Source organism: Paenibacillus sp. V4I5, from assembly GCF_030817255.1.
Classification (GTDB): Bacteria; Bacillota; Bacilli; order Paenibacillales; family NBRC-103111; genus Paenibacillus_E.
In genome coordinates this window covers 2,705,206-2,718,333 of record NZ_JAUSZB010000002.1, presented here as the reverse complement: position 1 = coordinate 2,718,333, position 13,128 = coordinate 2,705,206, and the positions used below count along the sequence as shown (strand labels likewise).

Genomic DNA, 13,128 nt, shown 5'->3' with positions numbered 1-13,128 from the left:
CAATCAACAACACAAAAGAGGTGAACATCCGTGCCTGAACTACCCGAAGTCGAAACGGTCAGACGTACGCTGAACAATTTAATCACCGGAAAAACGATTGAGCAAGTTCAGGTCAGACTGCCTCGCATCATCCAAAAGCCGGACGATATTCATATGTTTGAGGTTCTTCTGCAAGGTCAGACGGTTGAGACGATAGAACGCAGAGGGAAATTTCTGCGCTTCATACTTACTGATTACGTCATGGTTTCTCATCTGCGGATGGAAGGACGGTACGGTCTGTATGCTGGTGAAGATCCGTTGGAGCTTCACACCCATGTGTTGTTCCGCTTCACCGATGGCAGCGAGCTCCGCTATAAGGATGTTAGACAATTTGGAACGATGCATCTGTTTCCCAAAGGGGAAGATCTCACGCAGCCTCCGCTGCATAAGCTTGGACTTGAACCGCTTGATGAAGGCTTCACCTTCGAGGCTTTTCGAGACCGGATCGCTCATCGTTCGACGAAGATAAAACCGCTGCTGCTGAATCAAGAATATATCGTGGGTATCGGGAATATTTATGTAGACGAGTCCCTTTTCTTGGCTGGCATTCATCCAGAGCGCGAAGCCTCCTCGTTGAGCAAGAAGGAACTCGTACTCCTTCACTCAGCTATCATACGTACCCTTCGTGAATCAGTTGAAGTTGGTGGGTCCTCCATCAAATCGTATGTGAATGGACAAGGCGAAATTGGCTTGTTCCAGCATCAACTGAACATTTATGGCAGACAGTCCGAGCCCTGTAAAACATGCGGGAGTGAGATCTACAAAACCGTTGTTGGCGGCAGAGGAACGCATATTTGCCCAACCTGCCAACCGTTAAAGCAGACTAGAAACCGAAAGAAGTCAGAGAAATAGGCACCTGAAGCCCCCCCTCCCCATATGATATGGAGTAATTAGCCTAGATAAACGGCTTACAAGCTAGTTTCTAGGTATAACTCTTAGGAGGGGTATTATGCTTCCTGTAGTTTCACTACTTATTCTTGCTTTCGCAGTTTCCTTGGACGGCTTCGGCGTCGGTGTGATGTATGGATTACGTAAAATACGAATTCCACTCCTCTCCATTGGGATTATATCGCTTTGGTCTGGTATCATTATCTACAGCTCGATGCAGATCGGTGTACTGATGTCGTCCTTCATGTCTCTCTTGGTAGCTAAGCGAATCGGTGCTCTTATATTAATCGGAATTGGCATCTGGGCATTGGCACAAATGAGACAACAAAAGCCTCAAGAGCATCAGGAACGGGGGAGAGTCGCATCTTTAGATCAAGCATCGATAAGCGGTGTTCTTCCTTTACAAGAGGGTAAGCATCCGGGTTCTGGAGAAATTCTCACGTTTGATACGTTGCAGAGAACGAAGGAAATATTGAATATCGAGCTGAAACGCTTCGGACTGGTTATTCAAATTTTGCGAACGCCATCCATTGCAGACGTTGACAAATCGGGTAATATTTCGGCTTCAGAGGCAACATTGCTTGGTTTGGCGCTATCTTTGGATGCGTTCGGTGCAGGCATTGGCGCCGCTTTAATTGGTTTCGTTCCACTGTTAACAGCTTCCGTCATTTCGATATCAAGTGGTTTATTTATTGCATTAGGTTTGCGGTTTGGTTTACGGTATGCGGAGATGAATTGGATGAAGAAACTGTCTGTACTTCCGGGATGTGTACTTATTATCATGGGTCTATTTAAATTGTTGTAGCACGTCCTTTTACTAGTATTTCGTAAATCTTTGGGATATGAGAAAGTTTTCCGAGTGGAAAACGATTAGGAGAGATTTGCCCATGAATATCGGGTTAACAGGAGGTATCGCTTGCGGCAAAAGCACGGTTAGCGCCATGCTGGTTAGCCGCGGCGCCCTATTAGTAGATGCGGATATGATAGCCCGCGATGTCGTCGAGCCCGGCAGCCCTGTTCTTGAACAGGTTGCTGCACATTTTGGACAAGCTGTTCTTCAGGTAGATGGCTCACTTCATCGCAAGAAGCTTGGCGAGATCATTTTTGGTAATACGGAGGCACGCAAGCAGCTGGAAAGTATTCTGCATCCGCCAATTCGTGCACAAATACGTGAACAGATGGAGGCCTATGAAAGGCAATTTCCAGACAAGCTTGTTGTGGTCGATGTCCCTTTATTAATCGAATCTAATTTATCCTTCATGTTTCAAGAAGTTATGGTTGTTTATGTACCACGTCCAGTCCAGTTGGAGCGGCTAATGCAGCGAGATGGACTGTCAGAAAGTGCGGCGAATAATCGCATTGATGCTCAGATGTCCATTGAGGAGAAACGTAAATTCGCGGATGTTGTCATTGACAACAGCGGTACATGGGAAGAAACTAACGCTGAAGTGGAGCGGTTTTGGTTAGGAAAGGGGCTTTCATGACCTTTTTACGTAAAAAACGAGTTTTTGCCCTGCTTCTTGTTTGTTTTGTTCTGGTTCTCTTTATGAATAGTGATTTTATCGGAAGAAAGCTGTACCCGATCTATTTTGAGCAGGAAATTAGGCAGAGCGCGGCGAAACACAATATAGATCCATTTCTAATTGCTGCGATTATTAGGGTGGAGACGAATTATAAATATCATTTGGAGTCAAGCAAGGGTGCTTTAGGCCTCATGCAGTTGATGCCTGATACGGCAGAGTGGATTGTAGAATCCACGAATTTAGGGCCTCATGTGCAGGAAGATTTATTAAAAGTGGACGTAAATATTAATCTTGGTTCTTGGTATTTGAGCTGGCTTAAGAAGCATTATAATGGTAATTTAATTTATGCGATTGCGGCTTATAATGCAGGTCAAGGCAATGTGAATAAATGGAAGCAAAATGACGTTTGGGATGGTTCAGAAGAGCATATTAATCAGATTCCATTCGGAGAAACACGTCACTATGTACAGCGGGTACTCTATTATTACGAGAAATACACGAAGCTTTATTCTCAGCAGTGGGGAAAGAAGGATTAGGATTCCGTCTCTACATAAACAAAGAAGCATTGGACTAGCTCCTTTTGGGGGCTTAGAGTCCAATACTTCCTGTTTTAGAGCTCAATAGCTAGGATTCAAGATTACTTGAATTGACCAGCCAAGGATTGCTCTGCGATTTGTACTAAGCGACGAGTGATGTTACCACCAATGGCACCAGCATCACGAGTAGCCATATTACCCATATAACCATCTTGTGGGATGGCGATACCAAGTTCTTGCGCTACTTCGTATTTTAACTGATCCAAGGCTGCGTTAGCTTGAGGAACAACTAAAGTATTGCTGTTACGGTTTTGTCCTGCGCCCATGTCTGTTCACCTCCTTGTCGTTTGGTAATAGTATTGTGTGCATATCTCCTAAGTTCATGACATGTAACATATGGTAATAGATCAAAGAAGAGAAGAGAGAAAGGAGAGATAGCGAATGAAGTGTCCGTTCTGTGACTATTCCGGTACGAAAGTTCTTGATTCACGTTCAGCCAATGAAAACAAATCGATTCGTCGTCGTCGAGAATGTGAGAAATGCGCGAGAAGATTCACCACATTTGAGATGGTGGAAGAAACTCCGTTAATCGTGATTAAGAAAGATGGAAGTAGGGAAGAATTTAGTCGAGAGAAAATATTAAGAGGCTTGATTCGAGCTTGTGAAAAGCGACCTGTATCGATGGAGAGGCTTGAGATGATGGTTTCTGAAGTGGAAATGCAGCTTCGCACCACGGCTCATGCTGAAGTGGATAGTTTAAGCATTGGAGAAATCGTCATGGAACAGCTGTACCCCGTCGATGAAGTGGCGTACATTCGCTTTGCCTCCGTATACCGGCAGTTTAAGGACATTAATATGTTCCTGAAGGAGTTAACGCAAATATTGGGAAAGCATGACACCGGACTTCTCCGGGATAAATAATCGCTAAATATGACAAAAAATAAGAAAAAGACAGCGGGATTCCCGTTGTCTTTTCTCATTTTTTCCCGTGAAATCAACAATTGTGCGATTAAAATATATTTGAAAAAAATAAATCTTTAGACATCAACCGACTGTATTTTTGTGTGCTTTCGTGCATAATTCCTTTATTGAGTGCGTTTGTCCAGTTCACTTCGGAGAAAATGAATAAACCGAATAGCTTCATCTTGGGTTAAAACGTTGTTATCAAACTTAAAGGAGAACATATTCAAAAGATCACTTTCTGGAAGGTGCAAGTTATCAATTAATTGCTGTACATCCATACTCATTCTACCATCCACCGAAATTTTTCCCATTATCTTTGTTCCCTCCTAGTCTTTCTACATGAATCGGACGGAGGCGGTAGCTGGCTGACATTTTGGACATTCACAGAATGCCATTTTAGTCCCTGTAGCTTTGCGTCACCACTTTTCAGTGGTTTTGCCTTTATCGTACCGATTTATGTTTGTAAGAAAACTATATCATATTTACCGATTGAGTTTCCATTAATTACATTATTCGAAGGATGGTTGAAGCATATGTCCGTCAAGTCCAATCAAATTCCAAGCATTTCTTATGAATTAGATATCGTAAAAGTTGCTAACTCTCTCGGAATTGATCAAGATCGCTTATTGGCTTATGTGTATGCAAACTCGGATTCGAAGAAACAATATGAGGTAAAGGAAACCTTTCCCGATTATAAGAGTGGTTGATCATATAAAAAAAGGCATACTTACTTTCTGGGACATTTGCTCTAAGCGGTATTCAGAACGAAATTCATACTTCCATTGGATTTTTCCAATGGAAGTAGCAGACATATTGCGAATACTTAAAGTGGGAGCTGAACTTTTCAAAAAGTAGTCGAATATGTCTGAGAGATAAACAGTCCACGCAGAGTTTACCGACCTGTGACACAATGATGAAAAGTATCGTTACAGCATTAAAATGATGATTGAGCTCCCTTGCAACGATGTAAAACATCGTTCCATCAACCTTTTATGAACAGTTATTCGCCCAATCGCCCTCGTAACGATATAAAACATCGTTGCAGCAATCGTAATGCGACCTCAACTTGAATCTAACGATGAAATACATCATTGCAGCAAAAGTTGCTGTGCAAAAAGTCGCCGAAGCTGACTGTGAGATAGGCCCGCGGTTCTTCAATTTCTTGCTGACGATAAATACGTGCAACTTGAGCACTACTTTGTCGACGGCACCAAAATTGAAGCCAATGCCAATCGGTATACCTTTGTTTGGGGTAAAGCCGTCCAGAAGTACGGAACGTCATTACCGATGTGTAAGTTGTGAAGGATGTCCGTTGAAACCGCAGTGCACGAAAGCTGCAGGACAGCGTGAAGTCAAAGTGAGCATGAAGTATTTGTGTTTAAAAACCAGCCACGTGAGAAGCCCCGCAGCGAAGAAGGCTAGCGGTTCGAAAAGGTTCCTGCTTCGAAGCTTACCAAAGTAAGTCTGGAGGTCGGGTGGCTTCGCTTGCCCACACTCACTGTGGCGGTGGACGCCAAAAACAAAGGAGCTAAGCACATACAAGCCGCTTAGCTCCTTTTTCATTCAAATATTCACTATTTTTAAACAATTGTTCTGTCCCACACATCTATAATGTTACTTTTGAGACAGCCCCTTTAATCGTATTAAACCATGATTTTACAGATATCGTTCGTGAATTCAACCGGATCTTGAAGAGGCAATCCTTCGATTAAGAGCGCTTGATTGTACAACAAAGCCGTATAAAGATTCAGCTTTTCTTTGTCTTTGTCAAAAGCGTCTTTTAAGGATGCGAAAACTTCGTGATTGACGTTGATTTCCAGTACCTTCTCAGCCTTAACGTTAGGATTATTCGGCATGGCATTTAAGATTTTTTCCATTTCGATCGTCACATCACCGTCCGTCGATAAGCACACAGGATGCTTTTTAAGACGTTTGGATGCTTTTACATTTGTAACTTTGCCTGACAATAGGTCTTTCATATAATCGAAAAGCTCTTTGTTGTCATTTTTGTCAGCTTCTGTTTCCGTTTGGTTGTCATCCACTTCAATACCAAGATCGCCGCTTGAAACGGATTTAAATTCTTTCTCTTTGTAGGTCATGATCATTTTGATCGCGAACTCATCGATATCATCGGTGAAGTACAAAATTTCATAGCCTTTATCCGTGACGAGCTCTGTTTGTGGAAGCTTATCAATTCTTTCCATCGATTCTCCAGAAGCGTAGTAAATATACTTCTGATCTTCCGGCATTCTTGCCACATATTCGTCCAGCGTAACCAGCTTTTTCTCCTTAGAGGAATGGAACATCAATAGATCCTGCAAGAGGTCCTTATGGCTACCGTAGTCGCTGTAGACACCGAATTTAAGCTGTCGGCCGAAGGATTTGTAGAATTGCTCATACTTCTCTCTTTCGTCCTTCAGCAGGCTTTGCAGCTGGCCTTTGATCTTGCTCGAAATGTTTTTGGCAATCAGCTTCAACTGACGGTCATGCTGCAGCATTTCTCTGGAAATATTAAGCGATAGACTTTCTGAATCAACCATTCCTTTAACGAAGCTGAAGTAGTCAGGAAGCAGGTCCGCACATTTATTCATGATCAATACGCCATTGGCGTAGAGCTCTAAGCCCTTTTCATACTCTTTGGAATAATAGTCAAAAGGAATATTTTCCGGGATAAAGAGGATAGCTTGATAGACTACAGCACCATCTGCGCTAACGTGAATATGTTTGAGCGGCTTGTCGAAGCCGTAATGTTTCTCGTGATAGAACTTCTCGTAATCTTCCGGAGTCAGTTCACTTTTGTTTTTTCTCCAGATTGGAACCATGCTGTTGACATGCTGCTCTTCTTGGTAATCCTCGAAGTCGCTTTCGCTGCCTTCTTTCAGCCTTTTTCCGGTAATGTCCATTTTAATCGGGTAACGAATGAAATCGGAATACTTTTTGATGATTGCTTTTAAACGATACTCGTCTAAAAACTCATCGAAGTTCTCATCTTCTGTATTATCCTTAATTTTCAGGATGATCTCTGTGCCCACTTCGTCTTTCTCCGCCGTTTCGATCGTGTAGCCATCAGCGCCAGTGGACTCCCACTTGTAAGCAACATCGCTGCCTAAAGCTCTACTAATTACGGTTACGACATCTGCAACCATAAACGCTGAATAGAAGCCAACACCGAACTGGCCGATGATATTATGACCGTCTTTTGCTTCATTTTCTTTCTTAAAGGCCAAAGATCCGCTCTTCGCAATGATCCCCAGGTTATTCTCCAAATCTTCCTTCGTCATACCAATACCCGTATCACGCAGTGTAAGTGTGCGATTCGTTTTGTCGGCCATCACTTTAATGAAATAACTATCTTTGTCAAAAACTAACGTGTCATCGGTTAAAGCTTTGTAGTAAATTTTGTCGATAGCATCGCTAGCATTGGAGATAAGCTCTCTTAGAAATATCTCTCTTTGCGTATAAATCGAATTGATCATCATTTCCAATAAGCGCTTGGATTCAGCTTGAAACTGTTTCTTTTCCAATGGGAGATCTCCTTTCAAATATGTAGAAATTAGTCAGAGATGATTATTAGCACTCTCAGTCTTCGAGTGCCATCCCTATCTTTATAACACTCCTAATTTTCAATGTCAATATTTCATGCGATATGAGCTTAACGCAACTTTGCTATGAGCTTATCGCACCATTAAAAGCTTTTACGACTTTCTTAGGAGCTACAAGGCTCCAGGCTAGCGTAAGCATATTACGACATTCCTGAGGATGGATACGATCCAATCGAATAATCATGAAGGCTAAGTTTTGGAAGCTATCTGGCATCTGATAAACATCAGGATCCATCATGGTGTAAGCCGATCGATCTTCTTTGGTCGTTTTAATCACGAGTGACACACCATCTGGTTGGATAACCGCAAAAATTTTGCTGCGTACACGAAAGGAAGGTTTTTCCCAATGGTCATGTTCTTCCGTTTCCGGTAATGACAGCGCGAAGCTTCTAATTTCATCAGCAGTAACCATGATCTTCCCTCGATTCTCAAATGAGATTGATATCCCTGCCCTCAATGATTGATTTTGGATAACCTTGCTTGGCAATTTTGATCATTGCGCGTCCGATCTTTTCTGAAGTCGTAACCGAATTCGGGAACCATTTTTCTAACAAAGGGTAGAGAGGTTTCGTTATGGTGTAAATGCTTTGGTATAGTTTAGTCTTGGACTTGACGCCGTGCAATGGAAGAATACCTCCTGGACGGAACATGTAAGCCGCCTTAAAAGGAAGCTTTAGCAAATCATTCTCCGTTTTTCCCTTCACCCGTGCCCACATACTGCGGCCATTTTCCGTACTATCGGTTCCCATTCCAGTTACATAGAAGAACGACATGTTAGGGTTCAATCTCACTAATGTCTCAGCAACATGCATGGTAATATCATAGGTTATTGCCCGATAGCGGTCTTCGGTCATACCCGCGGAAGAGACACCAAGACAGAAAAAACAGGCATCGAAACCCGACAGTTTATGCTCAATGTCAGATAGATCCAGAAGATTAGCTTGTACCTGTTCGTGCAATTTGGGATGTTTCTGACCGGTGGTGTTTCTACCTACAGCTAGTACACTTTGAACTTGAGGATCGAGGAGGCATTCGCGCAGCACGCTTTGTCCGACCATACCCGTAGCTCCGAAAAGAAGGACGTTCAAATCTAACACACCTTTCACTTTCATTTGATTTGACCGAATCTTCGTTAGGGGTTATTGCTTTCCCATCTCTTGGCCCATTTATCCATCTCTTTCAGAGCGGTCTGAAAATCAATTCCTTTTTCCGTCAATGAATATTCGACCATTATGGGTACAGTTGGAGTTACTTGACGGAGAACAATCCCGTTTTGCTCTAAATGCCGCAGCACATCCGTTAAGGATTGTGTCTTGACGATCGCTAAATCTCTATGAAGCTGTTTAAATCGTTTGGGGCCTTTAGATAGCTCCGCGATCACTAGGAAGGCCCATTTGGCACCAAGTATAGTCAATACGGAACAGATGTTAGAGAAGTCATGCACATCTTCTTGTAATGGTTCCATGTGGCTTCACCTTCTTACTTATAGTTAGTTAGTCAAAATACTTGGATAATGTCCAAATATTTTGCCTTCTTACATTATTATCGTAACCTTATTATACTTCAATAAAACGATCACGGAATAGCAGAAAGGAATGAATCGAATGAATCGACTGTCTATCTACATCCTTGCCCTAGGGGTATTTCTAACGGCGACCTCCGAATTGGTTGTTGCCGGAATTCTTCATGTCATTGCTGAAGACTTAAACATTTCTATCGCTCTAGCGGGGCAGCTAATCACAGCCTATTCTCTTGCGTTTGCGATTGGAACCCCCATCATTGTGTCCCTTACTTCCCGGATGGGGCGTAGGAAAGTGCTGCTAGGCTCATTGGCTGTATTTATCTTGGGTTGCTTGGTTTCTTTTGGGAGTTCGGAGATTTCGGTCTTGATGGTTTCTCGTATTATTCTTGGGGTAAGCGCAGGCGTTTACCTTGTCGTAGTGTTTGGTGCGGTTGCCAAATTAGTGCCTGCTGAGAAACTAGGAAGTGCGATCGGCACGATCGTGCTTGGGTTTAGCAGCGCTATGATATTAGGGGTCCCGATTGGAATTGCCATCACCAATTGGTGGAGTTGGCAAGCCATTTTCATTATTTTAGGCTTATTCAGCCTGTTAATTACATTTATAATCTTCCGCCTTCTTCCAGAGATCGAAGGGGACGCTCCGGTTCCGTTCGGGCAGCAATTTAAAGTGTTGGGAAGTCTCGTCATCGTAAGCGGTTTGTTCCTCACCTTTTTTAGGGAATCGGGTAATTCGATTTTATTTACGTATCTGACGCCATTTATACAAGACGTTCTACATTTGAAGGCCTCCAATATAAGCATCATTATGCTTGTTTTCGGTATTTTTGGAGCTATCGGTTCTCGTTTAGGCGGTTATGGTGTTGATAGATGGGGAGCGGCTCGCGTCATTACGCTAAGTATTATCGTTCATGTAGCAGCTCTAGCTCTACTGCCTTTTTTTGTAGAATCATTAGTTATCAGTCTAATGTTAATCGCTCTTATGGTGTTCTCCATGTTCGTGACCGGTCCAGCAATCCAAACGTATTTTATTCAACAAGCGCCGCTGTCATCCAATCTCGTTCTCAGTTTGAATACATCCATCATTCATTTGGGATTAGCGGTGGGAGCTGGAGCGGGGGGAGTGATGGCGAACGCGACTTCGACAGTCTTCTATCATCCATGGATGGCAAGCATGATAGTGGCGCTCGGGTTGGCGGCAGCCTTCCTCAGTTTTAGAGTGGGGAAGAAGGTTCAAAGTTATAGTCCTGAATGATTCTTGCCCTCCGCTACTCATAATGTCTCCGCAGCGGCACAAGAGCAGTTGGCATCTGTGGAAGAAATCGCAGCGTCCTCAGAGTCATTATCTAATATGGCTATTGAGCTTCAAGAGATAAATGAAAAATTTAAACATAACACAAAACAAGGACAACCTTTAATGGGTTGTCCTTGTTATATATTGTTAATTCCGAATAATTCTTTTGGCCGTTGCCTCTTTAAGCCATAAAGGGAATTCATTCAATAGAAGATTATATAGCGTTTCATCAGAAATCGAAGCAATATCTTCAATGTGAATAAAATTAGCGTTATCTACGATTCGTCCTTCCATCGTGTCCAACTGCTTCAGCACATCAAAATCAGAATCGCCAATGCCTACGAATTGCCAAAAAATCGGTTGTACGGAAGATTCGGTGATGACTTTCTTGATGGGTTTTACGACACCGCCATCATTGATGAATACCATAAATACGGGTATAGAGGAGTCTTCTTCAACGGTATATTTACGAATCACGTCCTGCATGACGGGCGGCTCATTATTCCGGCCAAACTTATGTATCGTCTTGTTATTCATAATATGCTTCTGCACATAGTGCTCGAAATCATCCTCCGTAGCGGAAGGCAATCTGCTGAATTCGTTGTCGTAGATCCAGACGTCTAGTGTCCCATTATCATCAAACTTACAAGCGACAGCCAGTATGCGCTCCACCACTTCCTGAACCGTTCCGTTCTTGTACAACGTCTGCATTGATCCTGAGATATCGAGAACTAAGCCTACTCTGGCGGTAAAGTTGGTCAACTTTTTCTTTTCCAATGTGATCTGAACGATTTTCTTACGTAAATCGATAGACGATAAGATCGTTTTCTCCGCTGCTGCAGCCACTTCTTGCTCATCTTCCTCAGCGATCTCAAGTCCGAAATTCGTGCACAATGCCGCTAATCCTCCATAAAATCCGCTTCCAATTGCGTTGAATTTCCATTCCCCATTGTGACTGTATAACTCGCCGACTACAATTGCTGTCTCCTTGGAATGATCTGAACCATATTCAAACCGGAATATTTCTTCACCATTATCGGCATTAACGAGTCGTAAATAGGAATTCGATATATCCTTCATCATATGTCCATGCTTCTCGCCCTCGTGAATCGTTAGGGTAAAAGCCATTTTCGCAACGCTCTTCGGGAGCTTGGACAAAGAGATGCTGAATGCTTCCTTGTCTATGCCATTTATTTGTTTATGATTCACTGCTCCGCTATGCGCAGATGGATTGCCGTAAAATATAAAATCCTCATCCCGTTCGCATCGGCTATTTTCCGACAACATAAAACAGGCAGCATCAATGTTCATTGCGGCAACTGACGATGTCCACCCGAATTGCAGGATAAGGTTAGATAGACCTGTTCCTTTTGTGATATCAATTTTTTGTCCTTTCAACAGTAACATATGTTCATCTCCTCAAATCATGGCCTTTAAATAAGCTGTCATTCAAAGCATAATATCTATTTTCGACAATTTACTACCGTTTACCTCTTGCTATCTTGCGCTACCTCGGCTGTGGCAACAACTAGCAGCTCGAAGCCGATCGGAATGAACAAAATGATAATAAGACCGTTCATTTTGGCAAACAGACTAAACCTGGGACCGACCCTTCTTTTGACAAACGCAATACCTCTTTGCAGCTCCATAACTGATCCCCCCAGAAGATATCCCTAACAAAACCCTATCCATCCTAACATTGTCTTATAGTTTAAGGGCAGCGTTTGTTGATACTATATATATCAGGGTTTCTCAAAATACACAAATGAGTTTTAGGGAACGGGGTAGAGAGCTATGGATGCAAATACAGTACATCAAGTGACCCACAAGGCTACCGAAGGCGTTAAAAGGAAAAACAGCTACAAACAACCATGGATGCTTCATCTCATGGTGCTGCCGGCTGTCATATTGGTTTTCATTTTTTCTTATCTTCCAATGACGGGGATCGTTATGGCGTTTCAGGATTATAAATCAGGATTGGGAATAACCGGCTCCCCGTGGGTCGGCTTGAAGCATTTTCGTTATATGTTGGAGAATGATTATTTTTTGAAAATTACGTGGAATACCCTGTTCTTTGCTTGTACGAAGATCGTGATGAACTTAATCATTCCATTTATTTTCGCCTTGTTATTGAATGAGGTAAGGAACATGGGGCTCAAAAGGTCTATTCAAACACTTGTCTACTTTCCCCATTTTCTTTCTTGGGTCACACTCGCAGGAATTTTGATTGATTTGCTCGCCCAGACGGGGCTTGTCAACCAGTTCCTTTCCAGTGTGTTCGGTATTAAGCCGATTTTCTTTCTAGGCGACGGCAATTGGTTCCGATTTACCATTATTTTCAGTGATGTCTGGAAAGAATTTGGATTCAATACGATTTTCTTCCTAGCAGCGCTTACTGCCATTAATCCAGCGTTGTACGAAGCAGCTGAAGTCGACGGAGCGAGCCGCTTAAAGCAAACGTTGCATGTTACCATTCCATCACTAATACCGATCGCAATCGTAGTTGCAACTTTGGCTCTGGGCAATGTACTGAATGCGAACTTCGACCAAGTGTTTAATTTATATAGTCCTCTGATCTATCAGCAGGGGGATATTATCGACACGTTTGTGTACCGGGAAGGACTTCTTAGTGGGCAATTCAGCTTCGCAACAGCAGTCGGTCTATTCAAATCATTGATCAGCTTAATTCTAATCATCATATCCTATCGTCTTGCTTATAGATTCGCTGGGTATCGAATTTTCTAAGTGAATGCTTATGAAAACT

The 13,128-nt window shown here is 42.7% G+C and carries 17 protein-coding genes, 1 pseudogene and 1 riboswitch; of the genes and pseudogenes, 9 read left to right on the top strand and 9 right to left on the bottom strand.

Annotated elements, in window-relative coordinates:
• Positions 1-30: 30 nt before the first annotated feature.
• The 4 genes from mutM to QFZ78_RS14330 all read left to right on the top strand — a co-directional run bounded on the left by mutM (position 31) and on the right by QFZ78_RS14330 (position 2,986).
• Complete coding sequence (gene mutM, locus QFZ78_RS14345; RefSeq protein WP_307548438.1) at positions 31-891, top strand: DNA-formamidopyrimidine glycosylase; 861 nt, start codon at positions 31-33, stop codon at positions 889-891.
• 97 nt (positions 892-988) lie between these two features.
• A complete protein-coding gene (locus tag QFZ78_RS14340; protein ID WP_307548436.1) occupies positions 989-1,732 on the top strand; it encodes an MntP/YtaF family protein in 744 nt (247 codons plus the stop codon).
• Positions 1,733-1,814: 82 nt separating this feature from the next.
• The gene (gene coaE, locus QFZ78_RS14335; RefSeq protein WP_307548434.1) at positions 1,815-2,411 is read left to right on the top strand and encodes a dephospho-CoA kinase; all 597 of its coding nucleotides are present in this window, start codon (positions 1,815-1,817) and stop codon (positions 2,409-2,411) included.
• Positions 2,408-2,986 carry a lytic transglycosylase domain-containing protein gene (locus tag QFZ78_RS14330; protein ID WP_307548432.1) on the top strand — a complete coding sequence of 193 codons (579 nt, stop codon included), beginning with the start codon at positions 2,408-2,410 and terminating at the stop codon, positions 2,984-2,986. The genes coaE and QFZ78_RS14330 overlap by 4 nt, the downstream gene beginning before the upstream one ends.
• Before the next feature lie 101 nt (positions 2,987-3,087).
• On the opposite strand, the gene QFZ78_RS14325 is transcribed toward QFZ78_RS14330, so the two are convergent.
• Positions 3,088-3,312 carry an alpha/beta-type small acid-soluble spore protein gene (locus tag QFZ78_RS14325; RefSeq protein WP_029199330.1) on the bottom strand — a complete coding sequence of 75 codons (225 nt, stop codon included), beginning with the start codon at positions 3,310-3,312 and terminating at the stop codon, positions 3,088-3,090.
• A gap of 115 nt (positions 3,313-3,427) precedes the next feature.
• Here QFZ78_RS14325 and nrdR point away from each other — a divergent pair, with 115 nt between their 5' ends.
• A complete protein-coding gene (gene nrdR / locus QFZ78_RS14320) occupies positions 3,428-3,907 on the top strand; it encodes a transcriptional regulator NrdR (protein WP_029199331.1) in 480 nt (159 codons plus the stop codon).
• Positions 3,908-4,071: 164 nt separating this feature from the next.
• Here nrdR and QFZ78_RS14315 read toward each other — a convergent pair whose 3' ends face one another.
• Positions 4,072-4,260 carry a hypothetical protein gene (locus QFZ78_RS14315; RefSeq protein ID WP_307548428.1) on the bottom strand — a complete coding sequence of 63 codons (189 nt, stop codon included), beginning with the start codon at positions 4,258-4,260 and terminating at the stop codon, positions 4,072-4,074.
• A 42-nt stretch (positions 4,261-4,302) separates the two neighbouring features.
• A riboswitch (cyclic di-GMP riboswitch) is annotated at positions 4,303-4,399 on the bottom strand.
• 83 nt (positions 4,400-4,482) lie between these two features.
• Here QFZ78_RS14315 and QFZ78_RS14310 point away from each other — a divergent pair.
• Together QFZ78_RS14310 and QFZ78_RS14305 are read left to right on the top strand one after the other, a co-directional pair.
• On the top strand, positions 4,483-4,656 hold the full coding sequence (locus QFZ78_RS14310) for a hypothetical protein (RefSeq protein WP_307548426.1): 174 nt from the start codon (positions 4,483-4,485) through the stop codon (positions 4,654-4,656).
• A gap of 518 nt (positions 4,657-5,174) precedes the next feature.
• The gene (locus tag QFZ78_RS14305) at positions 5,175-5,411 is read left to right on the top strand and encodes a transposase (RefSeq protein ID WP_373461122.1); all 237 of its coding nucleotides are present in this window, start codon (positions 5,175-5,177) and stop codon (positions 5,409-5,411) included.
• Between the two features lie 181 nt (positions 5,412-5,592).
• Here the strand turns inward: QFZ78_RS14305 and htpG are convergent, their stop codons facing one another.
• The 4 genes from htpG to QFZ78_RS14285 all read right to left on the bottom strand — a co-directional run bounded on the left by htpG (position 5,593) and on the right by QFZ78_RS14285 (position 9,016).
• Positions 5,593-7,473: a molecular chaperone HtpG gene (gene htpG, locus QFZ78_RS14300; RefSeq protein ID WP_307548422.1), complete on the bottom strand. Its 1,881-nt coding sequence runs from the start codon at positions 7,471-7,473 to the stop codon at positions 5,593-5,595.
• Between the two features lie 142 nt (positions 7,474-7,615).
• On the bottom strand, positions 7,616-7,963 hold the full coding sequence (locus QFZ78_RS14295) for an MmcQ/YjbR family DNA-binding protein (RefSeq protein ID WP_307548421.1): 348 nt from the start codon (positions 7,961-7,963) through the stop codon (positions 7,616-7,618).
• Between the two features lie 16 nt (positions 7,964-7,979).
• Positions 7,980-8,639, bottom strand: coding sequence for an NAD(P)H-binding protein (locus tag QFZ78_RS14290; protein WP_307548420.1), 660 nt, complete (start codon positions 8,637-8,639; stop codon positions 7,980-7,982).
• Positions 8,640-8,683: 44 nt separating this feature from the next.
• Positions 8,684-9,016, bottom strand: a complete 333-nt coding sequence (locus QFZ78_RS14285) for a winged helix-turn-helix transcriptional regulator (protein WP_307548419.1) — start codon at positions 9,014-9,016, stop codon at positions 8,684-8,686.
• A gap of 139 nt (positions 9,017-9,155) precedes the next feature.
• Here QFZ78_RS14285 and QFZ78_RS14280 point away from each other — a divergent pair, with 139 nt between their 5' ends.
• A complete protein-coding gene (locus tag QFZ78_RS14280; RefSeq protein ID WP_307548417.1) occupies positions 9,156-10,325 on the top strand; it encodes an MFS transporter in 1,170 nt (389 codons plus the stop codon).
• Between the two features lie 186 nt (positions 10,326-10,511).
• Here the strand turns inward: QFZ78_RS14280 and QFZ78_RS14275 are convergent, their stop codons facing one another.
• The 3 genes and pseudogenes from QFZ78_RS14275 to QFZ78_RS14265 form a co-directional block, all read right to left on the bottom strand.
• Positions 10,512-11,186: a vWA domain-containing protein gene (locus tag QFZ78_RS14275; RefSeq protein ID WP_307555675.1), complete on the bottom strand. Its 675-nt coding sequence runs from the start codon at positions 11,184-11,186 to the stop codon at positions 10,512-10,514.
• Between the two features lie 69 nt (positions 11,187-11,255).
• Positions 11,256-11,771, bottom strand: a pseudogene (locus tag QFZ78_RS14270) (TerD family protein); the annotation flags it as partial.
• 80 nt (positions 11,772-11,851) lie between these two features.
• Positions 11,852-12,013 carry a hypothetical protein gene (locus QFZ78_RS14265; protein ID WP_307548415.1) on the bottom strand — a complete coding sequence of 54 codons (162 nt, stop codon included), beginning with the start codon at positions 12,011-12,013 and terminating at the stop codon, positions 11,852-11,854.
• Positions 12,014-12,158: 145 nt separating this feature from the next.
• Between QFZ78_RS14265 and QFZ78_RS14260 the strand changes: the two genes are divergently transcribed.
• On the top strand, positions 12,159-13,109 hold the full coding sequence (locus QFZ78_RS14260; RefSeq protein ID WP_373461028.1) for an ABC transporter permease: 951 nt from the start codon (positions 12,159-12,161) through the stop codon (positions 13,107-13,109).
• Positions 13,110-13,128: the final 19 nt, after the last annotated feature.

Excerpts from the sequence above, each read along its gene's own strand:
- QFZ78_RS14285 (WP_307548419.1), bottom strand. The coding sequence starts at position 9,016 with ATGGAACCATTACAAGAAGATGTGCATGACTTCTCTAACATCTGTTCC.
- QFZ78_RS14305 (WP_373461122.1), top strand. The coding sequence starts at position 5,175 with ATGCCAATCGGTATACCTTTGTTTGGGGTAAAGCCGTCCAGAAGTACG.
- QFZ78_RS14295 (WP_307548421.1), bottom strand. The coding sequence starts at position 7,963 with ATGGTTACTGCTGATGAAATTAGAAGCTTCGCGCTGTCATTACCGGAA.
- QFZ78_RS14340 (WP_307548436.1), top strand. The coding sequence starts at position 989 with ATGCTTCCTGTAGTTTCACTACTTATTCTTGCTTTCGCAGTTTCCTTG.
- QFZ78_RS14330 (WP_307548432.1), top strand. The coding sequence starts at position 2,408 with ATGACCTTTTTACGTAAAAAACGAGTTTTTGCCCTGCTTCTTGTTTGT.
- nrdR (WP_029199331.1), top strand. The coding sequence starts at position 3,428 with ATGAAGTGTCCGTTCTGTGACTATTCCGGTACGAAAGTTCTTGATTCA.
- QFZ78_RS14325 (WP_029199330.1), bottom strand. The coding sequence starts at position 3,312 with ATGGGCGCAGGACAAAACCGTAACAGCAATACTTTAGTTGTTCCTCAA.
- QFZ78_RS14310 (WP_307548426.1), top strand. The coding sequence starts at position 4,483 with ATGTCCGTCAAGTCCAATCAAATTCCAAGCATTTCTTATGAATTAGAT.
- QFZ78_RS14315 (WP_307548428.1), bottom strand. The coding sequence starts at position 4,260 with ATGGGAAAAATTTCGGTGGATGGTAGAATGAGTATGGATGTACAGCAA.
- coaE (WP_307548434.1), top strand. The coding sequence starts at position 1,815 with ATGAATATCGGGTTAACAGGAGGTATCGCTTGCGGCAAAAGCACGGTT.
- QFZ78_RS14260 (WP_373461028.1), top strand. The coding sequence starts at position 12,159 with ATGGATGCAAATACAGTACATCAAGTGACCCACAAGGCTACCGAAGGC.
- QFZ78_RS14280 (WP_307548417.1), top strand. The coding sequence starts at position 9,156 with ATGAATCGACTGTCTATCTACATCCTTGCCCTAGGGGTATTTCTAACG.
- QFZ78_RS14265 (WP_307548415.1), bottom strand. The coding sequence starts at position 12,013 with ATGGAGCTGCAAAGAGGTATTGCGTTTGTCAAAAGAAGGGTCGGTCCC.